We start from the raw sequence: 18,719 nt of genomic DNA on the forward strand, positions 1-18,719 counted from the left end.
GGGCGGCCGGAAAATTCCCGGCCCGCGATGTGTTCTCCGTCTATCGATACGCCAGTGTACCGGTACGCAGCCGTATCGGTACACTGGCGTATCGGTACGCTCTCGTACCGATAACAGCACCACCGTCACCGAAGGGGCCGGGGGATGAATGCCCGCACCGAGCCTGCGCCGGCGGGGTCCGACGCGATGGCGCGACCGCCGCTCGTCCGGGAGCTCCTGCTCGTCGCAGGGCTCTTCCTCGTCTACAAGTTCGGCCGGCAGCTGGCCACGGGACACACCGGTGAGGCCTTCCACAACGCGCACCGCGTCTGGGACGTCGAGCGAGCGGTCCACCTGCCCGGCGAGGGGGCGGTGCAGTCCCTGCTGCTGCACGGCGACGGCCTGGCGCACCTCGCGAACACCTACTACGCGGCCGTTCACTTCCCGGCCACCGCCGCCTTCCTGATCTGGCTCTATCTGCGCCGCCCGGCCCACTACGTCTGGGCCCGCCGGGTGCTGGCCGCGGTCACCGCCGCGGCCCTGGCGCTGCATCTGCTGTTCCCGCTCGCCCCGCCGCGCATGCCGGCGGCGACCGGTCTGGTCGACACGGCACGGCTGTACGGGCCCTCGGTGTACGGCGATCCCGCGACCGACTCCCTGTCCAACCAGTTCGCGGCGATGCCGTCGCTGCACTTCGGCTGGGCGCTGATGGTGGCCATCGGACTCGTCGTCGCGACCCGCTCACGGTGGCGCTGGCTCTGGCCGGCACATCCGCTGCTGACACTGCTGGTGATCGTCGGTACGGCGAACCACTACTGGCTCGACGCGATCGTCGCGGCGGCCCTGCTCGGTCTCGCGCTCGCGGTGATCCCCGTTCCGCACCGCACGGCGACGACGGCCGGGCGGGTCCACGGCACCCTCGTACCGGCCCAGCAGGACGAGCAGGCCCTCGTGGGAGCGGGCCGATGAACGCCGTCCTGATCGCCGTCGCCCTGTCCCTCGTCTCCGCCGTCGCCTACGCGGCCGCCGCGGTCGCCCAGGAGCGGCTCGCGTCCCGCTCCCCCGGCGCCGGCACGCTGCGGCTGCTCGGCAGCGGCGCCTGGTGGTGGTCGGTCGGGCTGAACGCGTCGGCCGCGCTGCTGCACGTCGTCGCCCTGCGATACGGTCCGCTGACCGTCGTGCAGCCGCTCGGCGCGCTCACCCTGGTCGCGGCCGTACCGATGGGGGCGCGGCTGGCGGGCCGACGGGTGAGCGCGGTCGAGTGGAAGGGCACCGCGCTGACGCTGCTCGGCCTGGGCGCGATCCTGGTCACGGCGTCGGGTCCGGAGCCGGACGATGTGCTGCGCGTTCCCGAGGCGCTGGCGGTGGCCGGCGCCACCGCGGCCCTCATCGGGGTGCTGTCCCGGCCTGGCGCGCGGCCCGGACTGCGGCACGCCTCCGCCTCGGGTCTGGCCTCCGGGGTCGCCTCGGCCCTCACGCAGACGGTGACGGTGGCCGCGACGGACCGGTCCGGTCCGGTGCTGAGCGTCCAGGTGGTCGGCGTGGCCCTGCTCGTGGCGGCCTTCGCGGCCGGCGGACTGCTGCTGTCGCAGACGGCGTACCGGGGCGGTCTGGGCGGACCGCTCGCGATGGTGACGCTGGCCAACCCGCTGGCCGCCGCGGTGATCGGCCTGTCGCTGCTGGGCGAACGCCTCCGGGGCGGCCCGGCGGGTGTGCTGCTCGCGCTCGCCGGGGCGGGTCTGGCGTCCTGGGGCGTGGTCCTGCTCAGCCGGGCGGCACCTACGCCCGCCCCGGTGGACGACGACCATCCGGTGGCCGCCGTCCTGGCGCTGGAACCCGGTTCGGCGACGGCCGAACCGGCGCTGGTGCCCCGGCCGCACGATCCGGGGCACCTCACTCCCGCTACGCGGTGATGATCGCCGGGTCGCTCACCCCCGGCTGCCCGTTCTCGACGTGCCCCGCGAACCGCCGCAGGAACGCCTTGTCGCCCTCGGCGGTGACGGTCAGGTCGTACCAGCGGCGGCTGGCGGCGAGTTCCACGGTCCGGCACACCGTCGCGCCCGGCCGCACGGTGACGGTCACGGGCCTTCCGCCGTAGCCGTCGGACAGCTTCAGACGGACCGTGCCCGAGCCCTTGTTGGTGAAGGTCAGCTCGATGTCGTCACCGGTGTGGCGGGCGGTGACCTCGCAGCCGGCCGTCTTGTTCGCGCCCTTGAAGACGCGCACGAAGCCGTTGGGGCCGTGCACGGTCAGGTCGTAGGAGCCCCCGGAGTACGCCGAGTTCCAGGTGTCGGAGAGCGTCTTGCCGGCCTCGGTGGTGTACATCCAGGGGCCGTCGGCGCGGTTGCCGGAGGTGATGTGGAAGGCGGCACCGGCCTTCGCGCCCGAGGCGAAGGTGAGGGTGAGCTTCCCGGCCGCCGCGTCGACCGAGGCGTCCACGCGCGGGGCGTACTTCAGCGGCCGGGAGCGGCGCAGGCCGCGTTCCTGCCGGGGCATGCGCGGGTCGGCGGGCGGGACGGGCTTGTAGTCCGGGTGGCGCTCGCGGTCCTGGGGCTCGTACCCGTCGGTGCCGGGCAGCGGGGCCGGGCGGGCGTCCTTGCGGGAGAAGTCGAACGCGGCGGTCAGGTCACCGCAGATGGCCCGGCGCCACGGCGAGATGTTCGTCTCGCGCACACCGAAGCGGCGCTCCATGAACCGCAGGATCGAGGTGTGGTCGAGGGTCTCGGAGCAGACGTAGCCGCCCTTGCTCCACGGGGAGACGACCAGCATCGGGACCCGGGGGCCGAGTCCGTAGGGGCCGGCCGTGTTCTTGCCGTCCCCCGGGAAGAGGTCGAGGGAGACGTCGACGGTGGACAGGCCGCGGGAGGCGTCCTTCGGCGGCAGCGGCGGCACCACGTGGTCGAAGAAGCCGTCGTTCTCGTCGTAGGTGATGAACAGGGCCGTCTTGGACCACACCTCCGGGTTGGAGGTGAGGGCGTCCAGGACCTGGGCGATGTACCAGGCGCCGTAGTTGGACGGCCAGTTGGAGTGCTCGGAGAAGGCCTCGGGGGCGGCGATCCAGGAGATCTGCGGCAGCTTGCCGGCCTTGACGTCCGCCTTCAGCCGGTCGAAGTAGCCCTCGCCCGCCTTGGCGTTCGTGCCGGTGCGGGCCTTTTCGTACCAGGGGTCGCCGGGCTTGGCGTCCCGGTACTTGTTGAAGTACAGCAGCGAGTTGTCGCCGTAGTTGCCGCGGTAGGCGTCCTGGATCCAGCCCCAGGAGCCCTGGGCGTCGAGGCCGTCGCCGATGTCCTGGTAGATCTTCCAGGAGATGCCGGCCTGCTCCAGGCGCTCGGGGTAGGTCGTCCAGCCGTAGCCGAGTTCGTCGTTGCCGAGGACCGGGCCGCCGCCGGTGCCGTCGTTGCCGGTGTACCCGGACCACATGTAGTAGCGGTTCGGGTCGGTCGAGCCGATGAACGAGCAGTGGTAGGCGTCGCAGACGGTGAAGGAGTCGGCGAGGGCGTAGTGGAACGGGATGTCCTCGCGGGTCAGGTACGCCATGGTCGTGGTGCCCTTGGCGGGCACCCACCGGTCGTACTTGCCGCCGTCGTAGGCCTGGTGGCCGTCGGGCCAGGAGTGCGGCAGGCCCTCCAGGAACTGCATGCCGAGGTCGTCGGCGTCCGGATGGAACGGCAGGATCTCCTTGCCGTCCTTCTCCTGGTGCCAGACCGGTTTGCCGTTGTCGAGGGTGACCGGGCGGGGGTCGCCGAAGCCGCGGACGCCTCTCAGGGTGCCGAAGTAGTGGTCGAAGGAACGGTTCTCCTGCATGAGGACGACGATGTGCTCGACATCCTCGATCGACCCGGTGCGGTGGTTCGCCGGAAGGGCGGCGGCGCGCTGGATGCTGGCGGACAGCGCGCTGAAGGCCGTGGTGGCACCCGCGAGTTGGAGGAAGCGGCGCCGGTTGACTTCGGACATGAAGGACAGACCTCTCATCCTGAGGTACGGGATGGCCGGAGCGTGACGGAATCTGCGCGGAAGGAGTGTTTCAGGGACACCAAACGACAAGGAAGGGGCGCGTGACACTCATGTGAAAGTCGCCGGTACGGAGGGTGTGCCGGGGCGTTGTCAGGGGAGGGTGAGGAGCGTGACGACAGAGACGCAGACGGTTTCCCCGCCGACGAAACGGCCCGTTCGCCAGCTCCTCGCCGCCTCCGTGGGCAACGCGGTCGAGTGGTACGACTGGTACGCGTACACGTTTCTGGCCACCTACATAGCCGCCCAGGTCTTTCCCAAGAGCGCGGACAACTCGCTGGTGCCGCTGCTGTCCACGTTCGCGGTGTTCGCGGTCGGCTTCTTCATGCGGCCGGTGGGCGGGCTGCTGATGGGCGCCGTCGCGGACCGGCGCGGGCGGCGGGCCGCCCTCACGGTCACGATCCTGCTCATGGGCGGCAGCAGTCTGCTGGTCGGACTGACCCCGACGTACGCCGCGGTGGGCGTGCTCGCGCCGGTGATCCTGGTGCTGGCGCGGCTGCTCCAGGGCCTGTCCGTGGGCGGCGAGTTCGCGGCCTCGACGACCTTCCTGGTGGAGTCGGCGGGCCCCGGCCGGCGCGGGCTGTTCTCCAGCTTCCAGTACGTGTCGACGACCGTGGGACAGTTGGTCGCCTCCGGTGTCGCGACGCTGCTGGTGGACACGCTCAGCGACGGGCAGATGAACGGCTGGGGCTGGCGGGTGCCGTTCGTGCTCGGGGCCGTGCTGAGCCTGGTCGGCTTCTGGATCCGGCAGGGCGCACAGGAGACCCGCAGCGCCGAGCAGCAGCGGGCCCCGCGCCCCGGGCTGTTCGAGGCGCTGCGCCGGCATCCCCGCGAGTCGCTCCTCATCGGCGGCATCACGGCGGGCGGCACCATCGCGTACTACACGTGGACGTCGTACCTGCCGACGTACGCCGAACTCAACGCGGGCATCGAGAAGTCGGACGCGCTGCTCGCGGGCACGATCTCACTGGCCTTCTTCGCGCTGCTGCAACCGCTCGGCGGCCTGCTCTCGGACCGTTTCGGCCGCCGTCCCCTGCTGCTCTTCTTCGGCCTTGGCTTCGCGCTGCTCGCGGTGCCGCTGCTGCACACCCTGCGCGACTCGTTCGCCGTGCTGCTGCTCGTGCAGTGCGCGGGCATGGTGCTGCTGACCGGGTTCACCTCGATCAGCGCGGCCGTGAACGCGGAGATCTTCCCGCCCCGGGTCCGCGCGGCGGGCATCGGCTTCCCCTACTCCCTGACGGTGGCCCTCTTCGGCGGCACGGCCCCCTACGTCGGCACCCTGTTCAAGGAGCTGGGGCACGCGGGGCTGTTCCCCTGGTACGTCGCGGTGCTCTGCGTGGTGTCCTCGGTGGTGTATCTGCGGCTTCCGGAGACGGCTCACGCACCGCTGCGGCGGTGAGCGGGGGCGCCGTCGGGGGCGGGCTCGCCGTCGTCGCCCTTCCCGTGCGCTCTTCCGCCCTGGTCGTCATGAGGTCCCGCTCCATGGGGCGAACCGGCGGCGGGAGCCGGCAGTCCCTCCTTGACGACGACCCGCTCGGGATCTACCAGGGCGTCGGTGGTCCTGCCCACCTCCGACAGCGTCATCCGGGCGCGGTCGTCGACGAGTCGGGTGACCAGGTGCTGTGCGGCGCCGAACGCGGCGGCCCAGGCGAGGACCTGGGCCCTGGTGTCGAGGTCGCTGAGCCCGGGAAGGAAGGCGCCCCTGATCAGCAGCAGCCCCCAAGAAGGCCGACAGGGCGCCGGCCGGGAGCTTCCGCACCGCCGACGCCAGGGGCAGCATGGAGGGGGAGTCGGTCCCCCGGATGCGGCGCAGCGAAGAGATGACGGTGAGGGCGGCCCCGGCGATTCCGGCGATCTCGATGGTGCCGATTTCACTATTTGATTCGGAAACTGCTGACACTGTAAACGGGCCCTTCCGCCTGACGGAAGGGCCGTTGCGGTGCCCGGAGGGCCGCCCAGACCATGACGGCACGACCAGAGACGGGAGCCAGCGCCCATGCCTCACATGACCGCCTTCGCCAGGAACCAGTGGTACGTCGCCGCCTACAGTCACGAGGTGGGGCGGGAGTTGCTCGGCCGGACGATCCTCGGTGAGACGCTCGTGCTGTACCGGAGCGAGGAGGACGGGACGCCGGTCGTGCTGCACGACCGGTGCGTGCACCGCCGTTATCCGCTGTCGGAGGCGCCGACGCGGCTGGACGGGGACCGGATCGTGTGCGGGTACCACGGGTTCACGTACGACACGTCCGGTACGTGCGTGTACGTGCCCGGGCAGAAACGGGTGCCCCGCACGGCCCGGATCGCCTCCTACCCGGTCGTCGAGCAGGACTCGCTGATCTGGGTGTGGATCGGCGACCCGGCCCTCGCCGACGCGCAGACCATCCCCCGGGCCCGGCACCTCGACTCCCCCGGCTGGGTCACGGTGCGCGGCATGGAACCCATCGACTGCGACTACGGGCTGCTCGTCGACAACCTCCTCGACCTGTCCCACGAGACGTATCTGCACGGCGGTTACATCGGCACCCCCGAGGTCGCCGAGACACCGATCACCACCGAGGTCGACGAGGGCGCCGGGATCGTCCGGGTGAGCCGGCACATGGACGACGCCGAATGCCCGCCGTTCTACGCCAGGTCGACCGGCATCGAGGGCCGGATCACCCGCTGGCAGGACATCGAGTACCACGCCCCCTGTCTGTATCTGCTGCACAGCCGCATCGCCCCGGCCGGGGTGCTGCCCGAGGCGGACGGCGGCGACCCGAACGGCTTCCACACCGAGATCACGTACGCGATCACGCCGTCCGGCGACGGCACGGTGTACGACTTCTGGGCGGTTTCCCGGGACTGGGCGACGGAGGACGCCGAAGTGACCGAGTTCCTGCGGGGCAACAACCACACGGTCGTGATGCAGGACGTCACCGCGCTCAATCTGCTGCAGAAGACGCTCGGTACCGAACGCACCGGCTATCAGGAGCTGAGCATCAACATCGACACCGGTGGACTGGCCGCCCGCCGCATCCTCGCCCGGCTGGTGGAGCAGGGCGAGAAGCCCGTGGAGAAGGTCCGGTGACCGCTCCGACCGGCGAGGTCTACCGCATCGACTGGCTGCCCGGCACCGACACCCTGCACGGCACCTGCCACTGCGGCCGTGAGCACACCGCGCAGGACCCGGCCGAGATGTGGGAGTGGATGCTCGCCCATCCGCAGGGGCACTCCGTCGACGAGCCGCGAGGAAACAGCTCATGAGCGTGTACGAGGCCGAACTCGTCGTCGAGCGCAGGGAGTTCGCGGCCGAGGGCGTGCTCGCCCTGACCCTGCGCCATCCGCTGGGCGAGTTGCTTCCGGCCTGGGAGCCGGGTGCCCATGTCGACGTCCTGCTGGAGCCCGGTCTGGAGCGGCAGTACTCGCTGTGCGGCGATCCGGCGGACCGGTCGTCCTGGCGGATCGCGGTGCTGCGCGAGAGCGCCGGGCGGGGCGGTTCGGCCCATGTGCACGAGCGGTTGGGCGAGGGGACCGAGGTGCGGGTGCGCGGTCCCCGGAACAACTTCGGCCTGGAGCCCGCCGCCCGGTACCGGTTCGTCGCGGGCGGCATCGGCATCACGCCGATCCTGCCGATGCTGGCGGCGGCCGAGTCGGCGGGCGCCGAGTGGACGCTGCTGTACGGCGGGCGCACCCGCGACTCCATGGCGTTCGGCGAGGAACTGGGCCGCTACGGAGACCGCGTGACGATCGCGCCCGAGGACGAGACGGGCCTGCTGGACCTGCCCTCCGTGCTGGACGACGTGCCCGAGGGCACGCTCGTCTACTGCTGCGGCCCCGGGCCCCTGCTGGACGCGGTCGAGGCCCGGTGCCCGTCCGGGGTCCTGCGCGTCGAGCGGTTCCGGCCGAAGGAGCAGGAGACCGGCGGCGACACCGAGTTCGAGGTGGAGCTGGCGCGCAGCGGCCGGACGCTCACCGTCGCCCCGGACGTGTCCGTGCTCGACGCCGTGCGCGAGGCCGGGGTCGAGGTGCTGTACTCCTGCACCGAGGGCACCTGCGGCACGTGTGAGACCGACGTCCTCGACGGCGAGCCGGACCACCGTGACTCGGTACTGACGGAGGACGAACGCGCGGCCGGCGAGACCATGCTGATCTGTGTGTCCCGCTGCCGCGGGAAGCGGCTCGTGCTGGATCTGTGAACAGGTCGCCCGATGCGCCGTCCCGGGCCCGGACCGTCGGGCACCGGGGCGGCGATCGGTCGCGTGCGGTCAGGCGTCCGGCGCGTCAGGAAAGGTACGCCTCCACCTCACTGAACTGGGCTGCAGGCCAGCCGGTGTTGGCGGTCACGCGCAGCCGCAGGTGGCGCAGGTTCCTGCCGGCGGGCAGGGGGACGGTGACCGTGTTTCCGGAGGCCGGGTCGAAGCGGTGGTCCTTCGCGGCGACGACCGTCGACCAGGCCGGTCCGTCGGCGCTGCCCTGCACGGACAGCGTCTGGGTACGGGCCTGCCAGGCGGCCTGCGGCGGCAGCTTCAACACCAGCCGGCGGACCGCCTCCCGGGCGCCGAGGCCGACCGTGAGGGACTGCGGGAAGGCGTGAAACGTGGCCAGGGCCCCGCATCAGGCCCGGCCCCACACCCGTCGGTGCCCAGCGTCAGGCCCGGCCCACACCGGTCAGGGCGCGGCCCACAGGCCCCGGACATGTCCGAGGTGCCGGGCCATCACGGCCCGTACGGCCTCCTCGTCCCGGGCGAGCAGGGCGTCGAGTATCTCCAGGTGCTCCTCGGCAGAAGCCTCCAGCCGCCCCTGTTCCACCAGCGCCGTCAGGCCGTAGAGCCGCGAGCGGCGTCTGAGGTCGCGTACGACGTCGACGAGATGGCCGTTGCCCGCGAGGGCCAGCAGGCCGAGGTGGAAGCGCAGGTCGGCCTCGACGTAGGCGATGAGGTCGCCGGACGCGGCGGAAGTGACGATCTCCTGGGCGACCGGGCGGAGTGCCTCCAGCGCCACCGGGTCGGCGGTGCGGGCCAGCTCCGCCGTGGTGGGGATCTCGATCAGCGCCCGGATGTGGGTGTACTCGTCGAGCTGTTGCTCGGAGACGGCGGTGACCCGGAAGCCCTTGTTGGGCACGGTGTCGACCAGGCCCTCCTTGACCAGGTCGAGCATGGCCTCGCGCACGGGCGTGGCGGAGACGCCGAAGCGGGCGGCGAGGCCGGGAGCCGAGTAGACCTCGCCGGGCCGCAGTTCGCCGGCGATGAGGGCGGCCCGCAGCGCGTCCGCGACCCGCTCCCGGTGGCTGGGCTTCCTGCTGCCCAGCACGGGCAGGGCGGGGGTGTGCTGCGGGGCCATGACGGTCGGGGTTCCTCTCGTGTCCGCGTACAGGGGTGTCTACAGGACGAACCCGGCCGGGAACGGGTCCTCGGGGTCCAGCAGGTACTGGGCGGTGCCGGTGATCCAGGCGCGTCCGGTGAAGCTGGGCAGCACGGCCGGGCGTCCGGCGACCTCGGTCGTGCCGAGCAGTCTGCCGGTGAACCGGGTGCCGATGAAGGACTCGTTCACGAACTCGGTGTGCAGCGGGAGTTCGCCCCGGGCGTGCAGCTGGGCCATGCGGGCGCTGGTGCCGGTGCCGCAGGGCGAGCGGTCGAACCAGCCGGGGTGGATGGCCATGGCGTGCCGGGAGCGGCGGGCGGTCGAGCCGGGAGCGGCCAGATAGACGTGATGGAGGCCGTGGATGGAGGGGTCCTCCGGGTGGACGGGCGGGTCCTCGGCGTTGACGGCCGCCATCAGGGACAGGCCGGCCGCGAGGATCTCGTCCTTGCGTTCCCGGTCGAAGGGCAGGCCGAACTGCTCCAGCGGCAGGATCGCGTAGAAGTTGCCGCCGAAGGCGAGGTCGTACGTCACCGTCCGGCCGTCGGCGAGGGTGGCCTTGCGGTCGAGGCCGACGGCGAAGGAGGGCACGTTCCGCAGGGTGACCGCCTTGGCCGCCCCGTCCTCGACGGCCACCTCTGCGACGACCTGGCCGGCCGGGGTGTCGAGCCGTATGGTGGTGACCGGCTCGACGGCCTCGACCATGCCGGTCTCGACGAGCACGGTCGCCACACCGATGGTGCCGTGCCCGCACATCGGCAGATAGCCGGAGACCTCGATGTAGACGACGCCCCAGTCGCAGTCGGGGCGGGTCGGCGGCTGGAGGATCGCGCCGCTCATGGCGGCGTGGCCGCGCGGCTCGTTCATCAGGAACTGCTTGACGTCGTCGCGGTGTTCACGGAACCACAGCCGTCGTTCGTTCATGGTGGCGCCGGGGATGGTGCCGATACCGCCGGTGATCACGCGGGTCGGCATGCCCTCGGTGTGCGAGTCGACGGCGTGCAGGACGAGTTTGCTGCGCATGTTCGGCTCCAGATTGTCGTGCCGTACGGCCACCCCAGATGCGGTTGCAGTACTAGGCCAGTCCGGCTGCGACGGCCTCCTCCGTTGCGGCGCGGACCACCGCCTCCTGCCCGGGCGACAGGGTCGCCCGGGGCGGGCGGCAGGGGCCGCCGTGACGGCCGACGATGTCCATGGACAGCTTGATGGCCTGGACGAATTCCACCTGTGAGTCCCAGCGCAGCAGCGGATGCAGCTGCCGGTACAGGGGCAGCGCGGTGTCGAGGTCGCCGTCGACCGCCGCACGGTACAGCTCCACCGAGGCCCGGGGCAGCGCGTTCGGGTAGCCCGCCACCCAGCCCTTGGCGCCCGCGACGGCCAGCTCCAGCAGGACGTCGTCCGCGCCGATCAGCAGGTCGAGTTCCGGGGCCAGTTCGGCGATCCGGTAGGCCCGGCGGACATCGCCCGAGAACTCCTTCACCCCCTGGATGTGGCCTTCGCCGTGCAGCCGGGCGAGCAGCTCGGGCACGAGGTCGACCTTGGTGTCGATCGGGTTGTTGTACGCGACGACCGGCAGGCCCGACCGGGCGACCTCGGCGTAGTGGGCGAGGACGGAACGCTCGTCGGCGCGGTAGGCGTTCGGCGGCAGCAGCATCACCGCGCCACAGCCCGCCTCACCGGCCTGCTCGGCCCAGCGCCGGGACTCGGCGGACCCGTACGCGGCGACGCCGGGCATCACGCGCTCCCCGCCGATCGCGGCGACGGCCGTCTCGACGACCCGGGCCCGCTCATCGGGCGTGAGCACCTGGTACTCGCCGAGGGAGCCGTTGGGCACGACGCCGTCGCAGCCGTTCTCGACCAGCCAGGCGCAGTGCTCGGCGTACCGGTCGTAGTTCACCGAGAGGTCGTCGTTCAGCGGGAGCGCGGTGGCGACGAGGACGCCGCGCCAGGGGCGGTGTTCGGTCATGACTGTCCCTCCTGGGGGTGTTGCCGGGCGAGGACGCCTAGCGGCACGGGCCGGGCGAACGGGCGCTTGGCCGGGGTGGGTGCGCGGCCGGCGAGACCGGCGATCGCGGTGGCGCACATCCGGCCCTGGCACCAGCCCATCCCGGCCCGGGTGAGCAGCTTCACGGTGCGTTCGTCGCCCGCCCCGAGGTCCAGGGCCTCGCGGACGGACCCCGCGGTGACCTCCTCGCAGCGGCAGACCACGGTGTCGTCGGTGAGGTGCTCGGGCCAGTGGGCGGGTGGCGCGCAGGCGGCGTCGAGGGCGGCTGCCGATCGCCTGAGCTTCGCGCGGGCCTTGAGGGCGGCGGGGGCCGGATCCAGGGCGGTGCCGTGCAGGTGGGCGGCGGCCGAGCGGCCGGCGATGTGCCCCTCGGCGAGGGCCAGGGCGGCGCCGCCGATACCGGTGGCCTCTCCGGCCGCCCACACTCCGGGCACGTCGGTGCGCTGCTCGGTGTCGACGGCCACGGTGAGGCCGTCGAGCCGGCAGCCGAGGGTCTCGGCGAGGTCGGTGTGCGGGAGCATGCCGTGGCCGACGGCGAGGGTGTCGCAGGGCAGGTGCCGTGCGGTGCCGGGCCGGACGCGCCCGTCGGCGTCGAGCGCGGCGACGGTGACGCCGGTCAGCCGGTCGTCGCCGTGGGCGCGGACGACGGTGTGCCGGGTGAGGGCCGGGACGCGGTGGCGCAGCAGCCCGGCGGCGTGTCCGGTGCCCTCGGGGAGCTTGCCGGCCAGAGCGGGGGCGTGCCGGGCGAGGCGCTTGGGGTCGGTGGACTCGACGAGTGCGGCGACCTTCACGCCGGCCGCCGCGAGCCCGGTCGCCACGGGCAGCAGCAGGGGCCCGGACCCGGCCACCACGGCTCGGCGCCCCGGCACCACGAGACCGCCCTTGAGCATGGCCTGGGCTCCCCCGGCCGTGACGACGCCCGGGAGGGTCCAGCCGGGGAAGGGCAGCACGTACTCGTAGCCGCCGGTCGCCAGGAGCACGGCGCGGGCGGGCACCTCGACGGGCTCCTCCTGCTCCGGGCCGAGCAGGGCGTGCACGGTGAAGCCGTCCGACGTGCGCTCCACGCACCACACGTGGTGTTCCGTCAGGACGCGTACGGCACTGGAGGCGAGCCCGTCCCGCAGCCGCTCCCAGGTCCGCCACCGGTGGTGCAGCGCCTCGGGCCGCCCGGCGCCGAGTCCGGCGGCGGGCTGCCGGTAGAACTGCCCGCCGGTCTGCGCCGCGGCGTCGACGAGGGTGACCCCCGCGCCACGCGCGGAGGCCGCGAGGGCGGCGGCGAGCCCGGCCGGCCCGGCGCCGATCACCACGAGATCAGTCCGCATGACGCGCCTCCCGGTCGCCGGTGCCGTGCTGGGGGCCGATCGCCCCTTGGCCGGTGGCGCCTTGAGTGCCGAAGTCCTCGGGGCCTGTGCCGTCCTGAGCGGCGATGTCCCCGCGGCCTGTGCCGCCCCGAGCGCTGATCTCCCCTTGGGCTGTGGCGCCCTGGGTGCCGCCGTCCCGGCGGCCCGTGTCGTCCTGAGCGTCCATGTCGCCATGGGCCGTGCCGTCTTGCGTGCCCATCTCCCCGTGTCCCGTGCCGTCCTGGGTGCCGATCTCGTCCCCCGGCCGGACCGGCACAAGGCAGGCCCGTTGGCTGGGGCGGCCGTTGACGGTGACCAGGCAGTCGAAGCAGACGCCGATCCCGCAGAACACCCCGCGCGGACGGCCCTCGCCCCGGGTGGAGCGCCACGACGTCACTCCTGCCGACCACAGCACGGCGGCGACCGTCTGCCCGGGCAGCGCCTCGACCGGCCGTCCGTCGAACGTGACCCTGAAGGCGGGGCCGGGCCTGGCCCCCGCCAGCTCCAGCGGGTTCACTCGGCCTCCTCGGTGAAGCGGTCGGGCCGGAACGGGCCGAGGTCCAGGTCGGGCGTCCGCCCGGTCAGCGCCTGGGCGATCAGATGACCGGTGCCGGTGGCGAGTCCGATGCCCGCGCCCTCGTGCCCGCAGGCGTGGAAGAGCCCGGGCACCCGCGGGTCGGGGCCGATCGCGGGCAGGTGGTCCGGCAGATACGGCCGGAAGCCGGCGTACGTCCGCATGGCCCGGACCTCGGAGAGGAACGGGAAGAGCGCGGTCGCGCCGGCCGCCAGCGCGCGCAGCGCCGGGAGTGACAGGGACCGGTCGAAGCCGACCCGTTCGCGGCTGGCGCCGATGAGGACCGGTCCGGCGGGGGTGCCCTCGACCACCGGGGAGGTCTGTAGCGCCGCCGAATCGCTGGCGACGTCGGCCACGTAGTCGGCGCCGTACACCTTGTGCCGGATGCGGGGCGGCAGCGGTTCGGTGACCAGCACGAAACCCCGCCGGGGCCGTACCGGCAGCCGGACTCCGGCGCGGGCCGCCAGCTCGCCGCCCCAGGTGCCGGCCGCGTTGACGACCGCGGGCGCGTGCAGGTCGCCCCGGTCGGTGCGCACGCCACGCACCGCACCGCCCGGGCCGCGCAGCACCCTGGTCACCTCCCGGCCGGTGCGCACCCGGGCCTTCGAGGCGCGCAGCAGATGGGCCGCCGCGAGGGCGGGCATCACCTGGGCGTCCTGCGGGTAGTACATGCCGCCCGCGAAGCCCGGGGCCAGGCAGGGCTCCAGGTCGGTGAGCCGGTCGGGCGGCACCGGGACGGCCTCGACCCCGGCCGCGCGCTGCTCGGCGGCGGACTTCTCCAGCCCGGTCAGGGCCCGGTCCGTGCCGGCGACGACGACACCGCCCTTGGCCTCGTACTCGATGACTTCGCCCAGCCCCTCGCGGGCCAGTGAGGCCCAGAGCCGGGCGGACAGCAGGGCCAGTTCGAGCTCCGGTCCGGGTTCCTTGTCGGAGACGAGGAGGTTCCCCTCCCCCGCTCCGGTCGTGCCGCCGGCCACCGGGCCCCGGTCCACCACGACGGTGTCCAGGCCGGCGCGGGCCGCGTACAGGGCGGTGGCGGCGCCGACCACGCCGGCTCCGACCACCACGACATCGCAGTTCAGCGACTCGCTCACGTCAGTACCATGTCACACACCACAGAGCCTGGGAAGGGTGCGGACAGGACGGGCGAACGAGCGGGAGCGGTCCGAGAGGGGCGGACGCGTGGGAGCGGTGGAAGAGGGGCGAAAGCGCGGGAGCCGTCAGTCGGCCGCGGGGACGACCCTCAGGTGGGACACGGTCGCGGTGCGACGCGTGCGGCGCTCCCGGGACGCGGAGCGGCGAGCCTCGCGCAGGACGAACGTGACCCGGGCGCAGCCCAGTTCCTCGAGCGTCCTGGACGTCTCGACGACGACCCTGCACTCGGTGGCGCCCCGGCGCGGACCGGGGTGCAGCAGGGGCCTGACGGCACCGTCCTGCTCGACGGCGCCCTCGCCGACCGCGCGGATCCAGTGCGGCAGGCCGTGCCGGTAGGCGGCCTCCATGATCGGGTCCTGGGCGATGTCGCGGCGGATGGCCTGCAGGCCGTGATCGGGGCCGTAACCCTCCACGGTCCGCGCGAAGTGCGCGAGCATCGGCAGGCACCAACTGGCCTCGTGGTCGCCGAGCACGCCGGGAGCGTCGGGGTGGAACAGCACGAACCTGAGGAAGTTGTCGCCCGGCATCGCCGTCGGGTGCGGTCCGACCTCACGGAAAAGTGACCGGAAGGCGCTGTTGGTCAGCACCACGTCCCAGCAGTGGTCGACGACGAGGGAGGGGAAGGGTATTCCCTCCAGGAGCCCGGCGTAGTCCTCCAGGTAGGCCTGGGCCTCGGGAGTCTCGGGGACGGGCCGCGGTGCCGGCCGCTGCCCTCCTGCCTGATATGCCATCGGGAGGTCACCCCTCTTGCCTGTGCGGCCTTGACGCGGCGCCCCGATCCTGCTGCCCCGGGTTGAGGCGTGTCAACTATCGTGGCATTCCGCGCCTGTTGACGGCTGAAATTGGCCACAGTTGTGGCGAGACCTGGATGTGAGTTCGAAGCACCGGCTACGCTCCGGGAAGTTCACGCCGGGGTAGGTCACGGCATCCACTTGTGAGAAGCCTGTGAGATACGTAGGAGATCTGTCGGTGACGGGTGGCTTCGTCGAGGGTCCGGGCGCCACGCCGACGGCCGTGCTACCGGCCGTCGTCTCCCGTGTCGGCACGCTCGCCGACCGGCTCGGCGTGCCGCATGCCGAGGTCTTCGACATCGGCCGGCTGTCCGTCGCCTCCGGGGTCCCGGATCCCGTGGTCAAGGCCCTGCTCTGCGGCCGGCCGGCGGGCGAGCCCGACGTCCAGGCCCGGTTCCTGCAGCGCCTGGACCTGTTGCGCCGGACCCGGCTCAAGCCCAACGGCCGCAAGTACACCCAGCAGGAGATCGCCGACGGCGCGGGCATGTCGCGTCAGCAGGCCGGCGCCCTCATCAACGGCGACCGGCGGCCGACCATGGAGCACTGCGACGCCCTCCAGAGGTTCTTCCGGGTGCACGCCGGCTTCCTGACGGCCGAGGATGCCGAGGCGCTCGTGAGCGCCCTCCAGCACACCGAGCAGGAGCTGCTGCAGAAGCTCGCCGACCGCGAGCGGGAGGCTGCCGCGGCGGCGGACGACCCGCTGGAGCGGCTGCTGCAGGACCACGGCGTGCGCGGCATCGCCTGGCGGGCCGCGCAACTGCCCACCGACCAGCACCGCGACAAGGTCGCGGAGTGGCTGGACATGCTCCTGGAGAGCGTCAAGCGGCCCGAGTCGTGACCGTGGGGAGAACTGTGGGCATCGGTAAGGAAATGCGCCGTCTGTGCGGCGAGCTGGTCGCGGAGCTGAGCCTCCCCGCGCCGGCCCGGCCCGAGGAGCTGTACGCCGCCCTGTGCGACGGCATGAGCAGACGCCGCGGCCGCCCCGTCCTCTTCCGTACGGCAGCGTTCCCGCCCGGGACCGCCAGCGGGCTCTGGCTCGACATGGCCGACCAGGACCTCGTCGTGATCGAGGAACGCACCGCTCCCGACCACCAGTTGGTGATCCTGGGCCACGAGCTGTGGCACATGAAGGCCGGGCACTGCTCCCACCACGTCGAGGGCGCGGCCGTGGCGGCCCGGCTGCTCGACGACGGCGCCGACCTCGAGGCGACGGTGCTGAAGGTCGCCGCGCGCACCCGTTTCGACCTCGACGACGAGATGGAGGCCGAGAGCTTCGGCCTGCTGCTCGCCAGCAAGTGCCGGGCGTGGCTCACGGGTTCGTCGTCGCGGGGGCCGGTGCAGCGGGACCATCTGGCGGGTCGGATCGAGGCGTCGCTGGGGTATCGCGGACCGCAGGGCTGACGGGCCGCCGCCACGGCAACGTGGGGCGGTCGACCTCCGCCGAGCGGGCGAACCGGAGGGCGACGGGACCGGATTGTCAGTGGTGGGCGGCAAGCTGGAGGGGCGTCACCGCCGTGCGGGGCGTGCGCGCCGCGAGGGCGCGGGACCGACGACGCCGACACGGGGAGAGCCGACCGATGCCCACCGCCGTTCTGACCGATCGTGAACGCACCGCCGTCCAGGCGTATCTGCGGCTGCTGCACACCGTCCGCGCCGCCTTCGACCTGGAGGGCGGCCCGCCGCTCGTCCCGCCCGCGGTGCTCGCCGAGGCGGAGCAGGCCCTTGAGCGCGCCGGGCTGACCGGCAACGAGGAGGCGTTCTTCCGCCTCCTGGAGAACTGGTGCCCGGAGCCGAGTCCCTGACCCGGGGCGCCCCTGGCCGGGCCGGGAGGGCGGGACAGCCGTGCGGCAGACCCGGGGCGGTCGTGCGGGGCCGGATCAGCCGTTCGGCAGACCCCGGCCGGGTCGTGCAAAGCCGGATCAGCCGTGCGGCAGACCCCGGCCGGGTCGTGCAAAGCCGGATCAGCCGTTCGGCAGACCCCGGCCGGGTCGTGCAAAGCCGGATCAGCCGTGCGGCAGCGCGATCGCCGTCGCGATCAGGCCCCGCCCCGCCGTCCAGCGGCCGTCGAAGTGGCTGAGGCGGCGGCCGCCCACCCAGGGGCCGGGGACGAGCAGCGCCGCGCGGAAGGTGCCGTCGGCGGTGAGTTCGATGTCGGCCTCCATGAAGTCCAGCCACTTCCCGGTGAGGGGGAACCACGCCTTGTAGACGGACTCCTTCGCGCTGAACAGCAGCCGGTCCCCGTGGATGTCGGGGCGTTCGGCCGCGAGCCCGCGCAGCCGGTCCGCCTCGGCCGGCAGGGCCACGGACGACAGGACACCCTCGGGCAGCGGACCGTGGACCTCGGCGTCGATGCCCAGGGAGGCCAGGTCGCCGGCGCGGACCAGGGCCGCGGCGCAGTAGCCGTCGCAGTGGGTCATGCTGCCGACCAGTCCGGCCGGCCAGCGGGGGGCGCCGCGCTCCCCGGGCAGGATCGGCTGCGGCGGCACACCGAGCTTCTCCATGGCGCGGCGGGCGCAGGAGCGCACGGCGGCGAACTCCCTGCGCCGCTTGGCGACCGCCCGGGCCACGAACGCCGCCTCCTCGGGGTACAGCGGGGTGTCCGCGTCCTCGTGGCCGTACACCTCCACGGTGACCACGGCGTCCGGCAGCAGTTCCTCGATCACCGCTGCTCGCCCTCCCTCGGCAGGATGCGCCGCAGCCGCCCCGGCGGCTGGGCCCGCTTGCTCCACTCGCGCGGATAGCCCACCGACACCTCTTCGAAGGGCACGCCCTCGTGGAAGGTGGTGCGGGGAATGTGCAGATGGCCGTAGACCATGGTGTGCACGCGGAACCTGCGGTGCCAGTCGGCGGTCAGGTCCGTACCGCACCACATGGCGAACTCGGGGTGCCACAGCACGTCCATCGGATGCCGGTGCAGCGGGTAGTGGTTGACGGGGATCACCGGCAGGTCGCCGGGGAGTCCGGCGAGTCTGCGTTCGGTCTCGGCGACCCGGGCCCGGCACCAGGCTTCCCGGCTCGGGTACGGGTCGGGGTGCAGCAGGTACTCGTCGGTGCACACGATCCCGGTGCCCTGCGCGTACTCCAGGCCCTGCTCCTTGGTCGTGCAGCCGGCGGGCAGGAACGAGTAGTCGTACAGCAGGAACAGCGGGGCGACGGCGACCGGGCCGCCGGGGCCGTCCCAGACGGGGTAGGGGTCCTCGGGTGTCGTCACGCCGAGTTCGCGGCACAGCTCGACCAGGTGCGTGTAGCGGTCGACACCGCGCAGGGTGACGGCGTCGCTCGGATGGGTCCACAGCTCGTGGTTGCCGGGCACCCAGACGACCTTGCGGAAGCGGCCCGCGAGCGTCTCCAGGGCCCAGCGGATGTCCGCCACGGTCTCCGCGACGTCACCGGCCACGAGCAGCCAGTCGTCGTCCGTCCCGGGCCGCATGCCCTCGACCAGGGCGCGGTTCTCCGGGTAGCCGATGTGCAGATCGCTGATGGCCAGCAGTTGTGCGGCACCACCGGCCGTCGACGTCACCTCTCGC

The 18,719-nt window shown here is 72.9% G+C and carries 19 protein-coding genes and 2 pseudogenes; 9 read left to right on the forward strand and 12 right to left on the reverse strand.

The genetic code is table 11. The annotated features are described in order from the left end of the window. The first annotated feature begins 144 nt into the window (after window positions 1–144). Together HDC93_RS01590 and HDC93_RS01595 are read left to right on the forward strand one after the other, a co-directional pair. The gene (locus HDC93_RS01590; RefSeq protein WP_185006387.1) at window positions 145–948 is read left to right on the forward strand and encodes a phosphatase PAP2 family protein; all 804 of its coding nucleotides are present in this window, start codon (window positions 145–147) and stop codon (window positions 946–948) included. Continuing rightward, window positions 945–1,892: a hypothetical protein gene (locus HDC93_RS01595; RefSeq protein ID WP_185006389.1), complete on the forward strand. Its 948-nt coding sequence runs from the start codon at window positions 945–947 to the stop codon at window positions 1,890–1,892. Before HDC93_RS01590 ends, HDC93_RS01595 begins: the two co-directional genes overlap by 4 nt. Here the strand turns inward: HDC93_RS01595 and HDC93_RS01600 are convergent. After that, window positions 1,882–3,933: a phosphocholine-specific phospholipase C gene (locus tag HDC93_RS01600; RefSeq protein ID WP_185006392.1), complete on the reverse strand. Its 2,052-nt coding sequence runs from the start codon at window positions 3,931–3,933 to the stop codon at window positions 1,882–1,884. The two genes, HDC93_RS01595 and HDC93_RS01600, sit on opposite strands and share 11 nt — an antisense overlap. Window positions 3,934–4,102: 169 nt before the next feature. On the opposite strand from HDC93_RS01600, the gene HDC93_RS01605 reads away from it, so the two are divergent. Beyond that, a complete protein-coding gene (locus HDC93_RS01605; protein ID WP_311774463.1) occupies window positions 4,103–5,389 on the forward strand; it encodes an MFS transporter in 1,287 nt (428 codons plus the stop codon). Here the strand turns inward: HDC93_RS01605 and HDC93_RS38030 are convergent. Next, a complete protein-coding gene (locus HDC93_RS38030) occupies window positions 5,368–5,559 on the reverse strand; it encodes a hypothetical protein (RefSeq protein WP_260419347.1) in 192 nt (63 codons plus the stop codon). The genes HDC93_RS01605 and HDC93_RS38030 overlap by 22 nt on opposite strands. 427 nt (window positions 5,560–5,986) lie before the next feature. Here HDC93_RS38030 and HDC93_RS01615 point away from each other — a divergent pair, with 427 nt between their 5' ends. The 3 genes from HDC93_RS01615 to HDC93_RS01625 are packed head-to-tail and all read left to right on the forward strand — an operon-like array spanning window position 5,987 to window position 8,165. Further along, on the forward strand, window positions 5,987–7,057 hold the full coding sequence (locus HDC93_RS01615) for an aromatic ring-hydroxylating dioxygenase subunit alpha (protein ID WP_185006395.1): 1,071 nt from the start codon (window positions 5,987–5,989) through the stop codon (window positions 7,055–7,057). After that, the gene (locus HDC93_RS01620; protein ID WP_185006397.1) at window positions 7,054–7,233 is read left to right on the forward strand and encodes a hypothetical protein; all 180 of its coding nucleotides are present in this window, start codon (window positions 7,054–7,056) and stop codon (window positions 7,231–7,233) included. Before HDC93_RS01615 ends, HDC93_RS01620 begins: the two co-directional genes overlap by 4 nt. Next, window positions 7,230–8,165, forward strand: coding sequence for a PDR/VanB family oxidoreductase (locus HDC93_RS01625; protein WP_185006399.1), 936 nt, complete (start codon window positions 7,230–7,232; stop codon window positions 8,163–8,165). The genes HDC93_RS01620 and HDC93_RS01625 overlap by 4 nt, the downstream gene beginning before the upstream one ends. Before the next feature lie 85 nt (window positions 8,166–8,250). Here HDC93_RS01625 and HDC93_RS01630 read toward each other — a convergent pair. The 8 genes and pseudogenes from HDC93_RS01630 to HDC93_RS01665 form a co-directional block, all read right to left on the reverse strand. Continuing rightward, window positions 8,251–8,562: pseudogene (locus tag HDC93_RS01630) on the reverse strand (discoidin domain-containing protein); the annotation flags it as partial. Window positions 8,563–8,637: 75 nt separating this feature from the next. After that, window positions 8,638–9,309, reverse strand: a complete 672-nt coding sequence (locus HDC93_RS01635; protein ID WP_185006401.1) for a GntR family transcriptional regulator — start codon at window positions 9,307–9,309, stop codon at window positions 8,638–8,640. Between the two features lie 39 nt (window positions 9,310–9,348). Then, entirely contained in the window at window positions 9,349–10,350 is a 1,002-nt protein-coding gene (locus HDC93_RS01640; RefSeq protein ID WP_185006403.1) for a proline racemase family protein, read from the reverse strand. Between the two features lie 52 nt (window positions 10,351–10,402). Further along, entirely contained in the window at window positions 10,403–11,293 is an 891-nt protein-coding gene (locus HDC93_RS01645; protein WP_185006405.1) for a dihydrodipicolinate synthase family protein, read from the reverse strand. After that, a complete protein-coding gene (locus HDC93_RS01650; RefSeq protein ID WP_185006407.1) occupies window positions 11,290–12,654 on the reverse strand; it encodes an NAD(P)/FAD-dependent oxidoreductase in 1,365 nt (454 codons plus the stop codon). The genes HDC93_RS01645 and HDC93_RS01650 overlap by 4 nt, the downstream gene beginning before the upstream one ends. A gap of 238 nt (window positions 12,655–12,892) precedes the next feature. Next, window positions 12,893–13,189, reverse strand: a pseudogene (locus HDC93_RS01655) ((2Fe-2S)-binding protein); the annotation flags it as partial. Beyond that, entirely contained in the window at window positions 13,186–14,340 is a 1,155-nt protein-coding gene (locus HDC93_RS01660; protein WP_185006409.1) for an FAD-binding oxidoreductase, read from the reverse strand. The gene HDC93_RS01660 and the pseudogene HDC93_RS01655, both read right to left, overlap by 4 nt. 126 nt (window positions 14,341–14,466) lie before the next feature. Beyond that, window positions 14,467–15,132: a hypothetical protein gene (locus tag HDC93_RS01665; RefSeq protein WP_185006411.1), complete on the reverse strand. Its 666-nt coding sequence runs from the start codon at window positions 15,130–15,132 to the stop codon at window positions 14,467–14,469. 238 nt (window positions 15,133–15,370) lie between these two features. Between HDC93_RS01665 and HDC93_RS01670 the strand changes: the two genes are divergently transcribed. From HDC93_RS01670 to HDC93_RS01680, 3 genes are all read left to right on the forward strand, one after another. Next, window positions 15,371–16,030, forward strand: coding sequence for a helix-turn-helix transcriptional regulator (locus tag HDC93_RS01670; protein WP_185006414.1), 660 nt, complete (start codon window positions 15,371–15,373; stop codon window positions 16,028–16,030). A gap of 32 nt (window positions 16,031–16,062) precedes the next feature. Beyond that, window positions 16,063–16,593 (forward strand): toxin-antitoxin system, toxin component, encoded by a 531-nt coding sequence (locus HDC93_RS01675; protein ID WP_185006928.1) that lies wholly within the window; start codon window positions 16,063–16,065, stop codon window positions 16,591–16,593. 176 nt (window positions 16,594–16,769) lie between these two features. After that, window positions 16,770–16,994, forward strand: a complete 225-nt coding sequence (locus tag HDC93_RS01680; RefSeq protein WP_185006416.1) for a hypothetical protein — start codon at window positions 16,770–16,772, stop codon at window positions 16,992–16,994. A 201-nt stretch (window positions 16,995–17,195) separates the two neighbouring features. Here HDC93_RS01680 and HDC93_RS01685 read toward each other — a convergent pair whose 3' ends face one another. Together HDC93_RS01685 and HDC93_RS01690 are read right to left on the reverse strand one after the other, a co-directional pair. Next, entirely contained in the window at window positions 17,196–17,855 is a 660-nt protein-coding gene (locus tag HDC93_RS01685; protein ID WP_185006418.1) for a 4'-phosphopantetheinyl transferase superfamily protein, read from the reverse strand. Beyond that, entirely contained in the window at window positions 17,852–18,712 is an 861-nt protein-coding gene (locus tag HDC93_RS01690) for a metallophosphoesterase (RefSeq protein WP_185006420.1), read from the reverse strand. Before HDC93_RS01690 ends, HDC93_RS01685 begins: the two co-directional genes overlap by 4 nt. Window positions 18,713–18,719: the final 7 nt, after the last annotated feature.

Source organism: Streptomyces sp. AK010, from assembly GCF_014207295.1.
GTDB classification, from domain to species: Bacteria; Actinomycetota; Actinomycetes; order Streptomycetales; family Streptomycetaceae; genus Streptomyces; species Streptomyces massasporeus.